The organism is Aeromonas sp. 600282 (assembly GCF_049175755.1).
Lineage (GTDB): Bacteria > Pseudomonadota > Gammaproteobacteria > Enterobacterales > Aeromonadaceae > Aeromonas > Aeromonas veronii_A.
On record NZ_JAAKVR010000032.1, the window covers coordinates 1 to 15549 of the forward strand.

General features: G+C 60.3%; 15 protein-coding genes. 5 read left to right on the forward strand and 10 right to left on the reverse strand.

Annotated elements, in window-relative coordinates; all coding sequences use genetic code 11:
* Nucleotides 1-418: 418 nt before the first annotated feature.
* The 7 genes from pbpG to G5137_RS20360 form a co-directional block, all read right to left on the reverse strand.
* Entirely contained in the window at nt 419-1246 is an 828-nt protein-coding gene (pbpG, locus tag G5137_RS20330; protein ID WP_323937122.1) for a D-alanyl-D-alanine endopeptidase, read from the reverse strand.
* A gap of 159 nt (nt 1247-1405) precedes the next feature.
* Nucleotides 1406-2071 carry a DedA family protein gene (locus G5137_RS20335; protein ID WP_236285589.1) on the reverse strand — a complete coding sequence of 222 codons (666 nt, stop codon included), beginning with the start codon at nt 2069-2071 and terminating at the stop codon, nt 1406-1408.
* Nucleotides 2072-2089: 18 nt separating this feature from the next.
* A complete protein-coding gene (locus tag G5137_RS20340; protein WP_005336050.1) occupies nt 2090-3382 on the reverse strand; it encodes a hemolysin family protein in 1293 nt (430 codons plus the stop codon).
* On the reverse strand, nt 3345-3608 hold the full coding sequence (locus G5137_RS20345; protein ID WP_133249582.1) for a hypothetical protein: 264 nt from the start codon (nt 3606-3608) through the stop codon (nt 3345-3347). The genes G5137_RS20340 and G5137_RS20345 overlap by 38 nt, the downstream gene beginning before the upstream one ends.
* A 17-nt stretch (nt 3609-3625) precedes the next feature.
* A complete protein-coding gene (gene ansB / locus G5137_RS20350; RefSeq protein WP_021229073.1) occupies nt 3626-4684 on the reverse strand; it encodes an L-asparaginase 2 in 1059 nt (352 codons plus the stop codon).
* Between the two features lie 130 nt (nt 4685-4814).
* Nucleotides 4815-5009 (reverse strand): heavy-metal-associated domain-containing protein, encoded by a 195-nt coding sequence (locus G5137_RS20355; RefSeq protein WP_128814766.1) that lies wholly within the window; start codon nt 5007-5009, stop codon nt 4815-4817.
* A 62-nt stretch (nt 5010-5071) separates the two neighbouring features.
* The gene (locus G5137_RS20360) at nt 5072-6022 is read right to left on the reverse strand and encodes an AEC family transporter (protein ID WP_199416610.1); all 951 of its coding nucleotides are present in this window, start codon (nt 6020-6022) and stop codon (nt 5072-5074) included.
* Between the two features lie 137 nt (nt 6023-6159).
* Between G5137_RS20360 and treR the strand changes: the two genes are divergently transcribed.
* The 5 genes from treR to G5137_RS20385 all read left to right on the forward strand — a co-directional run bounded on the left by treR (nt 6160) and on the right by G5137_RS20385 (nt 11372).
* Nucleotides 6160-7107 carry a trehalose operon repressor TreR gene (treR, locus tag G5137_RS20365; RefSeq protein WP_075115856.1) on the forward strand — a complete coding sequence of 316 codons (948 nt, stop codon included), beginning with the start codon at nt 6160-6162 and terminating at the stop codon, nt 7105-7107.
* Between the two features lie 192 nt (nt 7108-7299).
* On the forward strand, nt 7300-8730 hold the full coding sequence (treB, locus tag G5137_RS20370) for a PTS trehalose transporter subunit IIBC (protein WP_005305515.1): 1431 nt from the start codon (nt 7300-7302) through the stop codon (nt 8728-8730).
* Nucleotides 8731-8798: 68 nt separating this feature from the next.
* Nucleotides 8799-10460 carry an alpha,alpha-phosphotrehalase gene (treC, locus tag G5137_RS20375; RefSeq protein ID WP_421255881.1) on the forward strand — a complete coding sequence of 554 codons (1662 nt, stop codon included), beginning with the start codon at nt 8799-8801 and terminating at the stop codon, nt 10458-10460.
* 3 nt (nt 10461-10463) lie between these two features.
* Nucleotides 10464-11063, forward strand: coding sequence for a sugar O-acetyltransferase (locus tag G5137_RS20380; RefSeq protein WP_421255882.1), 600 nt, complete (start codon nt 10464-10466; stop codon nt 11061-11063).
* 120 nt (nt 11064-11183) lie between these two features.
* Nucleotides 11184-11372, forward strand: coding sequence for a hypothetical protein (locus tag G5137_RS20385; RefSeq protein WP_005336040.1), 189 nt, complete (start codon nt 11184-11186; stop codon nt 11370-11372).
* A 60-nt stretch (nt 11373-11432) separates the two neighbouring features.
* Here G5137_RS20385 and rluA read toward each other — a convergent pair whose 3' ends face one another.
* From rluA to G5137_RS20400, 3 genes are all read right to left on the reverse strand, one after another.
* Nucleotides 11433-12089: a bifunctional tRNA pseudouridine(32) synthase/23S rRNA pseudouridine(746) synthase RluA gene (rluA, locus tag G5137_RS20390; RefSeq protein WP_227341479.1), complete on the reverse strand. Its 657-nt coding sequence runs from the start codon at nt 12087-12089 to the stop codon at nt 11433-11435.
* Nucleotides 12090-12204: 115 nt separating this feature from the next.
* Nucleotides 12205-15072 carry an RNA polymerase-associated protein RapA gene (gene rapA / locus G5137_RS20395; protein WP_421255883.1) on the reverse strand — a complete coding sequence of 956 codons (2868 nt, stop codon included), beginning with the start codon at nt 15070-15072 and terminating at the stop codon, nt 12205-12207.
* A gap of 269 nt (nt 15073-15341) precedes the next feature.
* Nucleotides 15342-15549 (reverse strand): hypothetical protein (locus G5137_RS20400; RefSeq protein ID WP_421255884.1); only part of this gene is annotated, 208 nt, incomplete at its 5' end.

Consider the following 15549-nt stretch of genomic DNA (forward strand, 5'->3'; position numbering starts at 1 on the left):
CGCCCGTAGCTCAGCTGGATAGAGTACCTGGCTACGAACCAGGTGGTCAGAGGTTCGAATCCTCTCGGGCGCACCATACAGACAGCCTCGACTTCGGTCGGGGCTGTTTTTTTATGGGCGATATTTAGCTTTTGGTGCGGATCCCCGTGCGCTGTTGCGGGTGGAACGCCCGTTTACCTGGCTGTTCTTGTCCTCATTTCTTCCCCTTCTGTTATTGCGCCGCGCTCTTCTTTACAGCGCAAACCCTTGCCACCCTTTGCCTCATCTATAGACGCCCTGTATGCCTGCTGTTGCAACGGCAGATGCCGCGCAGCTCATCACTCAGGATTCGCTCATCAACATCCTGCAAGGCCTGCGGAAGCGTTCTGCAGGCAATAAAAAAGGATGCCGCAGCATCCTTTTGTGTCGAGATATTTACTCAGCTTTTCAGCCATTTGCGAATGCGGTTGGCATCGCCGATGGGGGTGCGTTTGCCCACCGAGTTGAGTAGCACGATGGCTAGCTCGCGGCTGTCCGGTTTGGCGCGCATCACCAGACAGCGTCCTGCCTCGTCAGTGAAGCCGGTCTTGGAGAGGCGCACGTCCCAATCCGGGTTTTTCACCAGCGGGTTGGTGTTGTTGAACATCAGGCTATAGGCGGGGGCGCTGAAGCGCATCTCCCGGTTCTCATCCTGAGTGAACTGACGGATCAGCGGCTGACGATAGGCGGCGGCAGCCAGCTTGCCCAGATCCTGGGCGGTGGAGACGTTGCGGGTGGAGAGGCCGGTGGAGTCGTAGAAGTGGGTATTACGCATTCCCAATTGTCTGGCCTTATTGTTCATGGCCCGCACGAAGGCGCTGCGACCGCCAGGATAGTGACGCGCCAGTGCCGAGGCCATCCGGTTTTCGGAGGACATCAATGCCAGATGCAGGGCGTCGCGGCGGGTCACCTTGGTGCCCATTCGGATGCGGGAGTGGGTGTGTTTGACCCGATCCAGATCGTTCTTGTCGACCGTGATGATCTGGTTGAGATTCTGCTTGGCATCCAGCACCACTAGCGCTGTCATCAGCTTGGTGAGGGAGGCGATGGGACGCACCTTGGTGGCATTCTTCTGGTAGAGCGTCTTGCCCGTTTTTACATCCACGACCAGGGCGCTGCTCGAGCGTACTTCCAGTTTGGCAGGGTTGGGGGCCGCGCTGACCGCAGGCAATCCCAGTATTCCCATCAACCCGACAACCAGCGCTGCTGCGCGAATCCGACACCACATACAACCGACTCCGTTCCCATCCAAAAAAAGGCGCTAGATTCACTCATTTTTACCCCGGCTTTACAAGGGCCGAGCGGGACTATTTCTGTTATTTGCGCAAAATTGGCGATCAAAAAAGCCCTCTGGTGAGGGCTTTCGGGTCGGGCGTTGGGCGAGGGGTCAATCCCGCGGCTGCGCAGCCCTGCGTTTGCTGATCCAGCGCCAGACCAGCGCCACCATGCCACCCAGCAGCAGGGCCACCGGCAGATAGATGATGATGTTGAAGAACTGGGTCTGGTATTCGGCGGCCAGCTTGGTGTGGCTCAGGTAGTAGCCAAACCCGACCAGCGGGCAGATCCACATGATGGAGCTGATCAGATTGACGATGAGAAAGCGCCCCTGCGGCAGCTCGGTGGCACCCACGATATAGGGGTAGGCGGTGCGCACGAAGGCGATATAGCGCGCGGTGATCAGGGTGATGATCCCGTACTTGTCCAGCAGGTGGTAGACCTTCTGCTGGTGTCGCTCTTCCACATGGGACATCAGCCGATGGTAGAGCTGGGTGTGGCCGAGAAAGCGCCCCTGCATGTAACCGAACCAGGTGCCGACAAAGGTAGCCATGATCAACAGCGGGATCACCCCGAGAGACAACACATCCTGATAGATGAGTACGCCGGTGAGGATCAGCAGGCTGTCGCCAGGCAGAAAGGCGGTAGGGATGAATCCGTTTTCCAGTACCAGAAACGTCAGAATCACACCACAGATCATGAAGGCCATCTTGGGATCGGAAAGTGTGTTCAGATCGTGGTTCATAAAGGCGTGAGCCAGTTGGTAAAACTGCTCCATACTTGCAAACTCCGCAGGTTAGCTGGGTTGATCGGTCAAGGGCATGGCGAGCACCTTGTCGATGCGCAGGCCATCCATGTCAACAATTTCCAGTTGCCACTGTTCCAGTGTCACCAGGTCTCCAGTTTGTGGAACACGACCAAGGAGCAGCATGATAAGCCCTCCGAGGGTGTGATAGTGATGTTTTTCTTCTTCGGGCAGACGAACCAGCTCCAGACAGTCCTTCAACTCCGGCAGCGGGATCAGGCCATCGAGCAGCCAGCTGCCGTCGGCGCGCCGGAATGCCCAGTTGTCCTCGCCATCCTCCTGCTGGAAATCCCCCGCCAGCGCCTCCAGCAGATCCTGCTGGGTGACCAGTCCCTGCAACTCGCCATATTCGTCCACCACCAGCGCCATCTGTTCGCTGTGGGTGCGGAAGTGGTTGAGCAGCTCGACGCCGTTGAGGGTCTCGGGCAGCAGGCTGCCCTCCTGGGTCAGGGCAGCCAGATCGATGGGCTCCCCCTTGATATAGGCGTGCAGCACCTTGCTGACATTGATGATACCCACCAATTCTGACAGGTTGCCGTCGCAGACCGGAAAATAGCTGTGGCGATACTCCACCAGCCGCTGCAGGTTAGTCTCCAGCGGCAGAGCCAGATCCAGATAGCGGATATCGCTGCGCGGCACCATCAGGGAGGAGAGGCTGCGCTCGTCGAGACGGAAGACGTTACGCAGCATTGTGTGCTCATGATCCTCGATCACCCCGGCTTCCGATCCTTCCACCAGCATGGCGTGGATCTCCTCCTCGGTGACGTTGGCGCTGCCGTTCTGGTTGACCCGCAGCAGCCGCAGGCTGGCATTAGTAGAGGCCGACAGCAGCCAGACGAAGGGGCGGGTCAGGGTGGCGAGCCAGTGCATGGGGCGGGCCACCAGACAGGCGATGCGCTCGGCATTGAGCTGGCCAAGCCGTTTGGGCACCAGCTCCCCCACCACGATGGAGAGGTAAGTAACCACCACCACCACGATGATGGTAGCGATAAGTCCACTGCTCTTGGCGGGGAGCCCCCACTCCTGCAACCAGAGGGAGAAGGGCTGGGCCAGCAGGGATTCGCCGTAGATACCGTTGAGCAGACCTATGCTGGTAATGCCGATTTGGACGGCAGAGAGAAAATGGGTCGGGTCTTCGCCCAGTTTGAGGGCAATGGCGGCGGAGCGGTTGCCTTCAGAGGCAAGCTTGCCGAGGCGAGCCTTGCGTGCGGTGACGATGGCGATTTCTGACATGGCGAAGACGCCATTAAGCAAAATCAATCCCAGCAGGATCAATATTTCCATACAGCAACAGCACTCCTTGAGTGGATAAGATCGCTGGCAGTGTAATGAATTTGGCGGCGATGCGCTTGTGAAAGCGGGTGATCCGGCTCGCTAATTTGATGACAGCGCTCTGGGATGGCTGAAAAAGATGGCCGGAAAAGGGAAGGATGACCCCGCCAAACGGCGTAATGGGCGAGGCAGCATTGCAGGAGGGAAAAGGGCGGGAAGTCCCGCCCTTGCTTGTCATGGTTCAGACAACCGTTATCAGAACTGTTGGAACCAGCGCTGGATCTGGGCCGGATCCTTGCTCTGGGTCAGGGAGAGCATCAGCAGCACCCGCGCTTTCTGCGGGTTGAGAGTGCCGGATGCCACGAAGCCGTACTTGGCATCATCGATCTCGGCATCCAGGGTGGTGGCGCCGGTCGGTACGCGGGCGGAGCGCACTACCCGGATGCCGTCTTTGCTCGCCTTGGCCAAGGTATCGAACAGGGTGTGGTAGAGGTTGCCGTTACCCACCCCAGCGCTGACGATGCCGTCGAACTTGGCATCCACCATCGCCTTGGCCGGCAAGTCGGTGGCGTTGGCGTAGCTGTAGACGATGCCCACTTGCGGCAGCTTGTCGAGCTTGCTCACGTCAAACGGCGTCTTGCTGGTGTGCAGACGGGCCGGAGTGCGCTGATAGTCGATCTTGCCGTTGTGGATGTAACCGAGCGGGCCGAAGTTGGGGGAGGCGAAGGTCTGCACCCCGGTGGTGTTGGTCTTGGTGACGTCGCGGGCATCGAGCACGGTGTCGTTCATCGCTACCATCACGCCACGGCCCTTGGAGGCGGGGTCGGAGGCGGTCACCACGGCGTTGTAGAGGTTGAGCGGGCCATCGGCACTCATGGCGGTGGAGGGACGCATGGCGCCAACCAGTACCACCGGCTTGTCGCTCTTGACGGTCAGATTGAGGAAGTAGGCGGTCTCTTCCATGGTGTCGGTGCCGTGGGTAATGACGATGCCATCCACGTCATCCTTGGCCAGCAGCTCGTTGACCCGCTTGGCCAGCTTGAGCCACACCTCGTCGTTCATGTCCTGGGAGCCGATCTTGACCACCTGCTCACCCTGCACATCGGCCACGTTCTTCATCTCGGGCACGGCGGCGATCAGGGTTTCGATGGCCACCTTGCCAGCCTCGTAGTTGGACTGGGTAGCCGACTGGCCTGCCCCGGCAATGGTGCCGCCGGTTGCCAGAATATGGACGTTGGGCAGGGCCATGGCCATGGGGGAGAGGGTCAGGCCGACGACGGCGGCGAGCAGGGTCTTGCGGATCGGTAGGGTCATGCTGCAAATCCTTATGGTTGGAATAATCGCAGCAAGTTTGCCCGTTTAATAAACCCGGTCTGTGATAAAACTCACCAAAAGACAGGTGAGTACAGATTTTTAACCTGTTTTATACCTCTATGGAGATAATTTAACTCGCAGAGAAACCCTTGGCTTCGATCAGGGCGATCAGCTCGGCCTTGCTCAACTCGCTCTCGATGAAGGCCTTGCCGCTGGCGAAATCGACGGTTGCGGTGGTGACAGCAGGCTGGGTCAGCAGCGCTTTTTGCAGACTGGCGGCGCAGCCACCGCAGGACATGCCGGACACGGTGAGTTCGATGGTCATGGGATATCTCCTCTGTTGATGAGCGCCAGCCTAAAGCTGCCGCCTCCGGCAAGGTCAAGCAGTCAGTACATCAACCCTAGGTAGTTCATCAGAGTTGCCCCGAGGCTGGTAGTGACCAGCGAACCGAGGGTGGTGGTGGCGATGATGTTTGCGGCCAGCACGCTGTCGCCCCCCATGGCACGGGTCATCACATAGCTGGCGGCGGCAGTCGGGGTGGCGCTGATGAGAAACAGAATACCCAGCTCCAGATGGCTGAAGCCGAGCAGGGCCGCCCCAAGAGTGAACGCAGCCGGAATGAGACAGAGCCGCATGATGCTGGCCCAGCCCGCAATGGCTGCACCACCACGCAGAGCATCCAGGCTGAGGGAGGCGCCGGTGCAGAGCAGCGCCAGCGGCAACGTCATGTTGGCGAAGTAGCTGCCGGTGGTGAGCAGCAGTTGCGGCATCTTGATACCGAACAGGGTAAAGGGCAGCGCCGCCACAATGGCGATGATCAGGGGATTCTTGATGATGCCGAGCAGAATGGGGCGGATACCGGTGGCGCCGCCGAGACTGCGGGTGAGGGTGATCACTGCGAGAATGTTGTAGAGCACGGTCACCGCGCCGACATAGAAGGCCGCCGCCCCCAACCCCTCGTGGCCGTAGGCGTTCTGCACATAGGCGAGCCCGATAATGGCGCTGTTGCCGCGAAAGCTACCTTGCACGAAGATCCCGCGCAGTCGCTGCTCCCCGATAAAACGTCCGGCCAGCAGTTCCAGCACCAGATAGCTGATAACGGTGGCGAGCAGGCCATAGCCGATAAACCAGAGGCTCGGCATGGTGGCGAAGTTGGTACCCAGAATACTGAGAAAGAGCAGGGCGGGCAGGGTGACCTGAAATACCAGTCGCGAGGCGGATTCGGTAAAGGGATCCGGCAGCAGCCCCAGCCGCTTGAGCAAGATGCCGAGCAGCAGCACCACGCAGATGGGGCCTGTGATGGAGAGGGAGAAGAGCATACTGGCCAGCAGATCCATGATGGGCATCCTGTGCTGTGCCCACACACCCTGACGGCGGGGCAAAAAGGGCATTCTAACGCCATGGGCTTGTATTCACAGGGGTTAATCACAACAATGTGGGCAATTCCACCGCCTAGCCTCCTGTGAGCCAATTCATGGACAAGAAACTGACCATCCTCGATATCGCCAGACTGAGTGGCGTCGGCAAGTCGACCGTCTCCCGGGTGCTCAATCAGGATCCCAAGGTGAAGCAGGAGACCCGCGAGCGGGTGGAGCAGATCATCGCTGAACATGGCTTCGTGCCGAGCAAATCGGCGCGGGCCATGCGCAGCCAGAGCCAGCAGGTGGTGGGGATCATCGTCTCGCGGCTCGACTCCAGCTCGGAGAATCAGGCGGTGCGCGGCATGCTGGAGACCCTCTATCAGCGCGGCTACGATGCTGTGCTGATGGAGAGCAAGTTCTCCCCCGCCAAGGTACAGGAGCATCTGGCGGTGCTGGAGCGGCGCGGGGTGGATGGCATTATCCTGTTCGCCTTCAATGACTTGGACTATGCCGCCATGGCGCCGCTGAAAGAGAAGCTGGTGCTGGTCGCCCGTGAATATCCCGGTTTCTCCTCGGTCTGTTTTGACGACGCCGGTGCGGTGCGCACCATGCTGGCGCAGCTGGCAAGCCGTGGCGCCCGCGATATCGCCTATCTGGGGGTGGATGCCTCGGATCTCACCACAGGCCAGCGCCGCCTAGACGCCTATCTCGCTTACTGCGCAGAGCAGGGGTTGCGCCCGCGCAGCGCCCTCGGCGATCTCAGCCTGCAGAGCGGCTACCGGCTGGCGGCCGAGCTGCTTACCCCCTCCACCCAGGCGCTGGTCTGCGCCAGCGACACCCTCGCCATTGGTGCGGCAAAATACCTGCAAGAACAAGGGCGTAGTGAGGTGCTGGTGACCGGTCTTGGCAACAACCCCATGCTCAGTTTCCTCTTCCCCAACGCCCTCAGTCTCGATCTTGGTTACAAAGGGGCGGGGGAGCAGGCGGCGCGTCAGCTGCTCGGCCAGATTGAGCAGGATCAGCCTCCGCTGGTGACTATCGCCCCCTGCCGAACCCTGTGAGCCCCATCACTTCCGACTGAACAAAAAGTGTGCTTTTTGTGACGCTGGCCACGAATTGGGAACGTTCCCATTTCGATCTGGCCAGATTGTCGGCATGCTAAATGGGAACGATACCAAAAACGCTCCGGCCGACAGACTGGCTCAAAAGGGCGATACAGACCACTATTCAATGGCGTCACAGAGGGAAGACCCATGTCCAAGATCAACGCACAACATCTGGCCACGCTCATCGACAAGATCGGTGGCAAGGAGAACATCGCAACCGTCAGCCACTGCCTGACCCGGTTGCGCTTCGTCCTCAACGATCCGGCCAAGGCCGACAGCAAGGCCATCGAAACCATACCGGCGGTGAAGGGAAGCTTCACCCAAGGTGGCCAGTTCCAGGTGGTCATCGGCAACGAGGTGGAGCAGTGGTACAAGGCGCTGACCGAAGAGATCGGCGTCAGCGGCGGCAGCAAGGAGGCCGCCAAGCAGGCCGCGCGCCAGAACATGAACCCGCTGGAGCGGGGCATCTCCCACCTGGCGGAGATCTTCGTGCCCCTGCTGCCGGCCATCATCACCGGCGGTCTGATCCTGGGCTTTCGCAACGTCATCGGCGACATCAAGATGTTCGACGATGGCACCCACACCCTCACCGAGATCAGCCAGTTCTGGGCTCAGGTGCACGCCTTCCTCTGGCTGCTGGGCGAGGCTATTTTCCACTTCCTGCCGGTGGGTGTCTGCTGGTCGGCGGTCAAGAAGATGGGCGGCTCCGAGATCCTGGGTATCGTGCTCGGTATCACCCTGGTGTCGCCCCAGCTGATGAACGCCTACGGCATCGGCCAGCAGACTCCCGAGGTGTGGGACTTTGGTCTGTTCGTCATCCAGAAGGTGGGTTATCAGGCGCAGGTCATCCCGGCCCTGCTGGCGGGTGTCTTCCTCGCCTGGGTGGAGACCAATCTGAAGCGGATCATCCCGGCCTACCTCTACCTGGTCATAGTCCCCTTCATCTCCCTGCTGCTGGCGGTGATCGTGGCCCACGCCTTTATCGGTCCGTTCGGTCGCTGGCTGGGTGACGGCGTCGGCTTTGCCGCCAAGGCCGCCATGACCGGCTCCTTTGCCCCCATTGGTGCCGCCCTGTTCGGCTTCCTCTACGCGCCCCTGGTCATCACCGGTATCCACCACACCACCAACGCGGTGGATCTGCAGCTGATGCAGAGCATGGGTGGCACCCCGATCTGGCCGCTGATCGCCCTCTCCAATATCGCCCAGGCGTCTGCGGTGGTTGGCATCATCCTGATCAGCCGCAAGGAGAACGAGCGGGAGATCTCGGTACCTGCCGCCATCTCCGCCTATCTGGGGGTGACCGAGCCGGCCATGTACGGTATCAACCTCAAGTACAAGTTCCCCATGCTGTGCGCCATGGTGGGTTCCAGCCTTGCGGCCCTCATCTGCGGCTTCGCCGGAGTGATGGCCAACGGCATCGGGGTAGGGGGCCTGCCGGGCATCCTCTCCATCCAGCCGCAATACTGGGCCGTCTATGCCGTCGCCATGCTGGTGGCCATCGTTGTTCCTATCGTGCTGACTCTGCTGGTTTACCAGCGCCAGCAGGCGGCCGGCAAGCTGGCTCAGGCCAGCGCCTGACTCCACGCATCAGGGCGACCCGCAGGGGTCGCCCTCTCCCCTTTTCATTCGAGAGAAGAGCAAGACCCATGAGCCAAACACCCTGGTGGCAGAGCGCCGTGATTTACCAGATCTACCCCAAGAGCTTTCAGGACAGTGGCGCGCGCGGCACTGGTGATCTCAAGGGGATCATGGCCCGCCTCGACTATCTCAAGACCCTCGGCGTCGACGCCCTCTGGCTGACTCCGGTGTACGTCTCGCCGCAGGTGGACAACGGCTACGACATCGCCGACTACCTGAATATTGATCCCGCCTACGGCACCATGGCCGATTTCGAGGCGCTCTTGGCCGCCGCCCACGCGCGCGACATTCGGATCGTGATGGACATCGTCGTCAACCACACCTCCACCGAGCACGCCTGGTTCAAGTCGGCGCTGGGGGACAAGAACAGCCCCTACCGCGACTACTACATCTGGAAAGACCCGGTGGAGGGTGGTGTGCCCAACAACTGGCAATCCAAGTTTGGCGGCAGCGCCTGGGAGCTGGATAAGGCCACCGGCCAGTACTACCTGCATCTGTTTGCCCGCGAGCAGGCGGATCTCAACTGGGAGAACCCGGCGGTGCGCGCCGAGGTCAAAAACATCATCCACTTCTGGGCGAATAAGGGGGTGGACGGTTTCCGCCTCGACGTCATCAACCTCATCTCCAAGGATCAGCGCTTCCCGAGCGACGACAGTGGCGATGGCCGCCGCTTCTACACCGACGGGCCGCGCATCCACGAATTTTTGCAGGATGTGAGCCGCGACGTGTTCGCCCCGGTGGGCGCCATGACGGTGGGGGAGATGTCCTCCACCAGCCTGGAGCACTGCCAGCGCTATGGCGCGCTGGATGGCTCCGAGCTCTCCATGGTGTTCAACTTCCACCACCTCAAGGTGGACTACCCCAATGGCGACAAGTGGACCAAGGCGCCGTTCGATTTCCTCGAACTCAAGCGCATCTTCAACCACTGGCAGAGCGGCATGCACGGCAAGGGGTGGTCGGCGCTGTTCTGGTGCAACCACGATCAGCCGCGCATCGTCTCCCGCTTCGGCGATGAGGGCGATCATCGGGTCGTGGCCGCCAAGATGCTGGCCAGCACGCTGCACGGCCTGCAAGGCACCCCCTACATCTATCAGGGGGAGGAGATCGGCATGACCAACCCCGGCTATCAGTGCATTGATGACTATCAGGATGTGGAGAGCCGCAACATCTTCGCCATCAAGCAGGCCGAAGGGATGAGCGAGGCCGAGATCCTGGCCATTCTCGGTGCCAAGTCCCGCGACAACTCGCGCACTCCCATGCAGTGGAGCGCCGCCCCCAACGCCGGTTTCACCAGCGGGATACCCTGGCTCAAGCCTGCCGCCAACTATCCCGAGATCAATGCCGAGGCTGCGCTGGCCGACCATAACTCGGTGTTCTGGCACTATCGGGATCTTATCGCCCTTCGCAAGGCTCACCCCATCTTCACTCAGGGGGATTATCAGGAGCTGCTGACCGGGCACCCGCAGATCTGGGCCTATGCCCGCCGCGCTAACGGTCAGACCCTGCTGGTGGTGAGCAACTTCTACGGCGAGCCGGTTGAGTTTGCCTTGCCTGCCGAGCTGCAAAGCGGGCAAGGTCGGCTGCTGCTCGGCAACTACCCGGATAGCCCGGCCCGACCGCAATCGGGTATGCTGCGCCCTTATGAATCCCTGATCTGGCTGATGGAGTAGGTAATGGAGAAGGTGGTGCGCGGTACCGAGTGGCAGAAGATGGTGGCGGGGGAGCCTTATGATGCGGCTGACCCTGAGCTCAAAGCGGCACGTGAGCGCTGCCGAAGGCTTTATCACACCTTCAACACCAGCTGGCAGGAGAAACCGGCGCGGGATGCTTTGCTTCACGAGCTGCTCGGTAGCCGCGGCCAGGAGTGTGCCATCAATCCGCCGTTCTTTTGCGACTATGGCGCCAATATCTTCGTCGGCGAGAACTTCTACGCCAACGTGGGCTGCACCATCCTCGACGTCTGCGAGGTGCACATCGGCGACAACGTGCTGCTGGCGCCCGGGGTGCAGATCTACACCGCCGCTCACCCGGTGGCGGTGGCGCCACGCATTAAGGGGGTGGAATTTGGCAAGCCGGTGCGGATCGGTCACAACGTCTGGATTGGCGGCAGCGTCGTCATCTGCCCCGGCGTCACCATCGGTGACAACAGCGTCATCGGTGCCGGTTCGGTGGTGACCAAAAATGTGCCCGCCAACGTGGTGGCGGCTGGCAACCCTTGCAAGGTGCTTCGGGCGATGACGGCACAGGAGCTTGAAGGCGTCATCCAGCGGTGAACAGGGACCATGAATGCTATTGCTATCTGATTGATAGAAAAGCAACTGTCAGATTGTTTTGCATTCAGTGCTTATGTTCGGGGCCGCTTGGTCGATACTGTTGAGTGCAGGAGGAACCCTATGGATATATCAAGTTCTGCAAATGCGTCGTTTGGTTCTGCTCTGATGACGGCCAGTCTGGCCAAGAAACAGCAGACCCAAGAGGGCGAAGCTGCGCTGAAGCTGCTGCAAAACGCAGCGCAATCAGCGCCGGTTGCACCGACATCGGCCAGCGCTTCTCTGGGAAGCAAGATCGATATTCGCGTCTGACCCTAATGAAAAAGCCCCCATCTCGCGATGGGGGCTTTTTTATCTCTGCGATTTGCGGGATCAGACCGGGAAAGGGGCTGGTGCCTCGAAGGTCATCCGCTCGCCACTGCGGGGGTGACTGATGGTCAGCATGGCCGCATGCAGGTAGAGATGGGGCGCCGCCGCCAGCGCATCGGGATGGGCATAGAGGTTGTCACCCAGGATCGGATGCCCCAGCTCCAGCATATGGACGCGCAACTGGTGTGAGCGACCTGTGATGGGGGTCAGCTTGATCAGGCTGTTGCCGTTCTCCACCTTCAGTTTCTGCCACAGAGTCAGAGCGTTACGCCCCTCCTCGTGATCCACCTTCTGCTTCGGGCGGTTGGGCCAGTCGACGCAGAGCGGCAGGTCAACCTGCCCTGACTCTGCTTCCGGCTCGCCCCACACCCAGGCGAGGTAGTGCTTCTCGGTCTCCCGCTCGCGAAATTGTCGGCTCAGTTCCCGATGAGAGTTGGGATTGAGGGGAATGACAATGACGCCAGTGGTGGACATGTCGAGGCGATGAGCTGCCGCCGCCTTGGGGTGTTGCTGTTTCACCCGATGCAGGACGCTGTCTTCATTCTCGGGGCCGCGCCCGGGGACGCTTAGCAGGCCAGTGGGCTTGTTGACCACCATGATGTCCTTGTCCTTGAACAGGATATCGAGCCAGGGTTCCAGAGGCGGTGAGTATTCAAACATAAATGTCTCGCATCAGAAGGTGGGGGCAAGCCCCCATCAGTTATGGGTAACCACGACAAAGCGGCCTTGGGTATCCAGTTTGAGCTGGGTCTGGCCGCTGTCGGTCGGTACCTTGTCAGTTATGGGTGACCACGATAAAGCGGATTGCATCCAGCTTGAGTTGGGTCTGATCGATCAGGTGGTGCAATTCTGCCTGCAGATTGCGCAGATAATCCAGTTCGCTGTCTCGCACGTTCGGGTTGACCGCCTTGAGCGCTTCCAGACGATCGAGATCCTGCTGCAGGGTCTGCGCCATCTGGGCACGGGCCTTGTCGACAATCCCGGCTTTCAGCTCTTCGGCAATGGCCTGGCCCTTGCCAATCAGACCGTGGATCACCGGTTGGGACGCGGTGACCAGTTTGCTGCCGAGGTGGCGATTGACCGGCGTCAGCTGGCGGTTGAAGGCATCGAACGCCACTTTCTCACCCAGATTCTGGCCGTTCTTGTCCATCAGCAGACGGATCGGCGTCGGCGGCATGAAGCGGTAGAGCTGGGGATGGGCCGCAGACTCGGCAACGAAGATCAGCTCAAGCAGGATGGAGCCGATGGGCAGCGCCTTGTTCTTGAGCAGTGCGACCGAGGTGGCACCGATCTCGGAGCCCAGGATCAGGTCGATACCGCCGCGCATCATGGGGTGATCCCAGGAGAGCAGCGCCATGTCATCCCGCGACAGGGCTGTGTTGCGATCGAAGGTGATGGTCATGCCGTCTTGCGGCAGGCCCGGGAAGCTGGAGACCAGCATGTGATCCCCGGGGGTCAGCACCAGCGCGTTCTCGCCACGGTCATCCTGATTGACGCCGATCTCGTCGAACATCTTGAGGGCGAAGGAGATCATGCCGGTGTCGTCATCTTCGGCGGCCAGCTTGTCGACCAGCTGCTGGGCGGCTGCGCCACCGCTGGAGTGGATCTCCAGCAGGCGATCGCGGCCCTGCTCCAGCCGTGCCTTGAGCGGCTCGTGCAGTTCGCGGGTCTTGACCAGCAGGGCCTCGAGGGCCGCCTGATCGCCGGTGTTGGCGGCCAGCAGCTCGAACAGCTCTTCACGTACCGCTTCGAATACCGGGCGGGCAGTCGGGCAGGTCTGCTCGAACGCGTCCAGACCATCGTGATACCAGAGCTGCAGGGCGCGCTGGGCAGTCCCTTCCAGATAGGGAACGTGGATCTCGACGGTATTCTGCTGACCGATACGATCCAGTCGGCCGATACGTTGCTCCAGCAGATCCGGGTTGAGGGGCAGATCGAACAGCACCAGATGGCTGGCAAACTGGAAGTTGCGACCCTCTGAGCCGATCTCGGAGCAGAGCAGCACCTGGGCGCCACCCTCTTGCTGGGCGAAATAGGCGGAGGCCTTGTCCCGTTCGAGGATCGACATCCCTTCGTGGAACACGGCACCACGGATCCCTTCACGGGTACGCAGCGCCTCTTCCAGCGCGATGGCGGTCGCTGCTTCGGAGCAGATCACCAGCACCTTCTGCTGACGGGCTGAGAGCAGCAGCTCCAGCAACCATTCGACACGGGGGTCGAACTGGGTCCAGGTGGCGTTGTCGCCTTCGAACTGCTGGAAGATCTTCTCGGGGTAGAGGTAGCGCAGGGCGCGGGTCTGCAGATCGCCACCGTTGCCACCCATCATGCCCATCACCTTGATGGCAGTCTTGTACTGCTCCGGCAGCGGCATGGGGTAGACGTTGAGGTGACGCTCGGGGAAGCCCTGAATATTGGCGCGGCTGTTGCGGAACAGCACCCGGCCGGTGCCATGCTGGTCCAGCAGCTTGGCGACCGCCTGCTGGCGGGCGGCGGCATCGCTCAAGTCTAGCCCTTCCAGCTGGCTGGCGAGGATCTGTCTGGCTTCATCGCTCAGGGTCTCGCCATCCAGCAGCTCCTGCGCTGCGCTGGCGACCTGACCATAGGCCTGCTCCTCGGCGAGGAAAGCCTCATAGTCGTAGAAACGCTCCGGGTCGAGCAGGCGCAGACGGGCAAAGTGGCTCTGGTGGCCCAGCTGATCCGGGGTTGCGGTCAGCAGCAGTACGCCCGGCACCTGTTCGGCCAGGGCTTCCACCATCTCATAGGCACGGCTCGGCGCCTCTTCACTCCACTCCAGATGGTGGGCTTCGTCGACAACCAGCAGATCCCACTCGGCTTCCAGCACCTGCTCGAAGCGACGACGCTTCTTGCGCAGGAAGTCGAGGCTGCAGATCACCAGCTGTTCGGTCTCGAAGGGGTTCTCCGCATCAGCAAACGCCTCGATGCAGCGCTCCTCGTCAAACAGGGAGAAGTGCAGGTTGAAGCGGCGCAGCATTTCGACCAGCCATTGGTGCTGCAAAGTTTCGGGCAGCAGAATGAGTACGCGATGGGCACGGCCGGAGAGCAGTTGCTGATGAATGACCATGCCCGCTTCGATGGTTTTGCCCAGACCTACCTCATCGGCCAGCAGTACGCGCGGAGCGTAGCGGTGACCCACTTCATGGGCGATATAGAGCTGGTGTGGGATCAGGCTGACCCGGCCACCGGCGAGACCACGAGTCGGGTTGCGACGACGTTGGTGCTGGTTCACCAGCGCCTCGTAGCGCAGGGTGAAGCGGGACATCCGATCGATCTGACCGGCGAACAGGCGATCCTGCGGCTTGTTGAACTTGATAAAGTTGTTGAGAAACACTTCTTTGAGGGCAACGGGCTCATCATTGTCGGTGCGCACACCTACATATATAAGCAGGCCGTCTTTCTCCTGCACTTCTTCGACCGTCATGGTCCAGTCTTCGTGACTGGTGATCTGATCGCCCACATTGAAGCTGACCCGGGTGACCGGCGCCTCTTCTTTGGCATACATGCGGTTTTCACCGGTAGCCGGAAACAACAGGGTAACCATGCGTCCTTCAACAGCAACGACAGTCCCCAACCCCAGATCCGTCTCTGTATCACTAATCCAACGCTGGCCAAGTGCAAAAGGCATTAAACTCTCCAAAGCCCAAGAGTGTGTGAATCGCAAAGGGGCGCTATGTTACCCGAAGGCGTGACCTCGATCACCATGCATATAGATGTAGAGAGACCAAATCGCCACAACCTTGATCTGCTACCACCGCCACGCCATCTAGAGGATAGCGAGCTCGCCAAACGGGTGTGTTGTTGCAGGATAAATGCGCTTTTTGGGTGATTAGTGAACGGTTGAACCAAAAATGCGAATTTAATTCGAAAACACCCTTGCAAGCGTGATCCAGATCCCTATAATGCGCCTCCATCGACACGGCAAGCGGCAACGCAAACAACCTCGTCGATAACCTCGAAAAGCCTTTGAAAATAAGGCTTGACTCGAGAAGGCGGTTGAGTAGAATTCCACTCCCGCAGCAGCACATTGTTGCGTCGCTCTTTAACAATTTGAATCAAGCAATCTGTGTGGGCACTCACAGCATCGAGCATCAAAAACAATTTT

Coding starts and splice junctions, on each gene's coding strand:
- pbpG (WP_323937122.1), bottom strand. CDS start 1,246: ATGTGGTGTCGGATTCGCGCAGCAGCGCTGGTTGTCGGGTTGATGGGA.
- treR (WP_075115856.1), top strand. CDS start 6,160: ATGGACAAGAAACTGACCATCCTCGATATCGCCAGACTGAGTGGCGTC.
- G5137_RS20360 (WP_199416610.1), bottom strand. CDS start 6,022: ATGGATCTGCTGGCCAGTATGCTCTTCTCCCTCTCCATCACAGGCCCC.
- G5137_RS20385 (WP_005336040.1), top strand. CDS start 11,184: ATGGATATATCAAGTTCTGCAAATGCGTCGTTTGGTTCTGCTCTGATG.
- ansB (WP_021229073.1), bottom strand. CDS start 4,684: ATGACCCTACCGATCCGCAAGACCCTGCTCGCCGCCGTCGTCGGCCTG.
- G5137_RS20340 (WP_005336050.1), bottom strand. CDS start 3,382: ATGGAAATATTGATCCTGCTGGGATTGATTTTGCTTAATGGCGTCTTC.
- rluA (WP_227341479.1), bottom strand. CDS start 12,089: ATGTTTGAATACTCACCGCCTCTGGAACCCTGGCTCGATATCCTGTTC.
- G5137_RS20345 (WP_133249582.1), bottom strand. CDS start 3,608: ATGACAAGCAAGGGCGGGACTTCCCGCCCTTTTCCCTCCTGCAATGCT.
- G5137_RS20380 (WP_421255882.1), top strand. CDS start 10,464: ATGGAGAAGGTGGTGCGCGGTACCGAGTGGCAGAAGATGGTGGCGGGG.
- treB (WP_005305515.1), top strand. CDS start 7,300: ATGTCCAAGATCAACGCACAACATCTGGCCACGCTCATCGACAAGATC.
- G5137_RS20335 (WP_236285589.1), bottom strand. CDS start 2,071: ATGGAGCAGTTTTACCAACTGGCTCACGCCTTTATGAACCACGATCTG.
- treC (WP_421255881.1), top strand. CDS start 8,799: ATGAGCCAAACACCCTGGTGGCAGAGCGCCGTGATTTACCAGATCTAC.
- G5137_RS20355 (WP_128814766.1), bottom strand. CDS start 5,009: ATGACCATCGAACTCACCGTGTCCGGCATGTCCTGCGGTGGCTGCGCC.
- rapA (WP_421255883.1), bottom strand. CDS start 15,072: ATGCCTTTTGCACTTGGCCAGCGTTGGATTAGTGATACAGAGACGGAT.